This is a genomic window from Romboutsia weinsteinii, from assembly GCF_002250835.2.
Lineage (GTDB): Bacteria > Bacillota > Clostridia > Peptostreptococcales > Peptostreptococcaceae > Romboutsia_A > Romboutsia_A weinsteinii.
Genome location: NZ_NOJY02000161.1, coordinates 1 through 581, shown reverse-complemented (window position 1 = coordinate 581; position 581 = coordinate 1). Strand labels below are relative to the sequence as shown.

Sequence of the window (581 nt, the reverse complement as noted above, 5' to 3'; positions counted from 1 at the left end):
AACCTGTGACCCCCTGCTTGTAAGGCAGGTGCTCTCCCAGCTGAGCTATAGTCCCATAAGTTTAATCTGGAGCGGGTGAAGGGGATCGAACCCTCACAGCCGGCTTGGAAGGCCGGAACTCTACCATTGAGCTACACCCGCGTATTTAATTGGTGACCCATAGGGGAATCGAACCCCTGTTACCGCCGTGAAAGGGCGGTGTCTTGACCGCTTGACCAATGGGCCATTTTTAATGGTTGCGGAGGCAGGACTCGAACCTGCGACCTTTGGGTTATGAGCCCAACGAGCTGCCAACTGCTCCACCCCGCGATAGTAATTTAAAAATGGTGCCGAAGACCGGAATCGAACCGGTACGAGAGGTAAGTCCCGCAGGATTTTAAGTCCTGTGCGTCTGCCAGTTCCGCCACTTCGGCTATTTTTTTGTGGAGGCGACACCCAGATTCGAACTGGGGATCAAGGAGTTGCAGTCCACTGCCTTACCACTTGGCTATGTCGCCGTAAAAATGGTGATCCATCCGCGACTCGAACGCGGGACACCCTGATTAAAAGTCAGGTGCTCTACCGACTGAGCTAATGGATCA

The 581-nt window shown here is 53.7% G+C and carries 6 tRNA genes; all 6 read right to left on the bottom strand.

Features of this window, described 5'->3' with window-relative positions:
• Positions 1–67: 67 nt before the first annotated feature.
• Positions 68–141, bottom strand: a tRNA-Gly gene (locus tag CHL78_RS20510).
• 9 nt (positions 142–150) lie between these two features.
• Positions 151–225: transfer RNA gene (locus CHL78_RS20505), tRNA-Glu, on the bottom strand.
• Between the two features lie 8 nt (positions 226–233).
• Positions 234–309, bottom strand: a tRNA-Met gene (locus CHL78_RS20500).
• Between the two features lie 15 nt (positions 310–324).
• A tRNA-Leu gene (locus tag CHL78_RS20495) sits at positions 325–413 on the bottom strand.
• A gap of 10 nt (positions 414–423) precedes the next feature.
• Positions 424–497 (bottom strand) — tRNA-Cys (locus tag CHL78_RS20490).
• Positions 498–504: 7 nt separating this feature from the next.
• A tRNA-Lys gene (locus CHL78_RS20485) sits at positions 505–580 on the bottom strand.
• Between the last annotated feature and the right edge of the window lies 1 nt (position 581).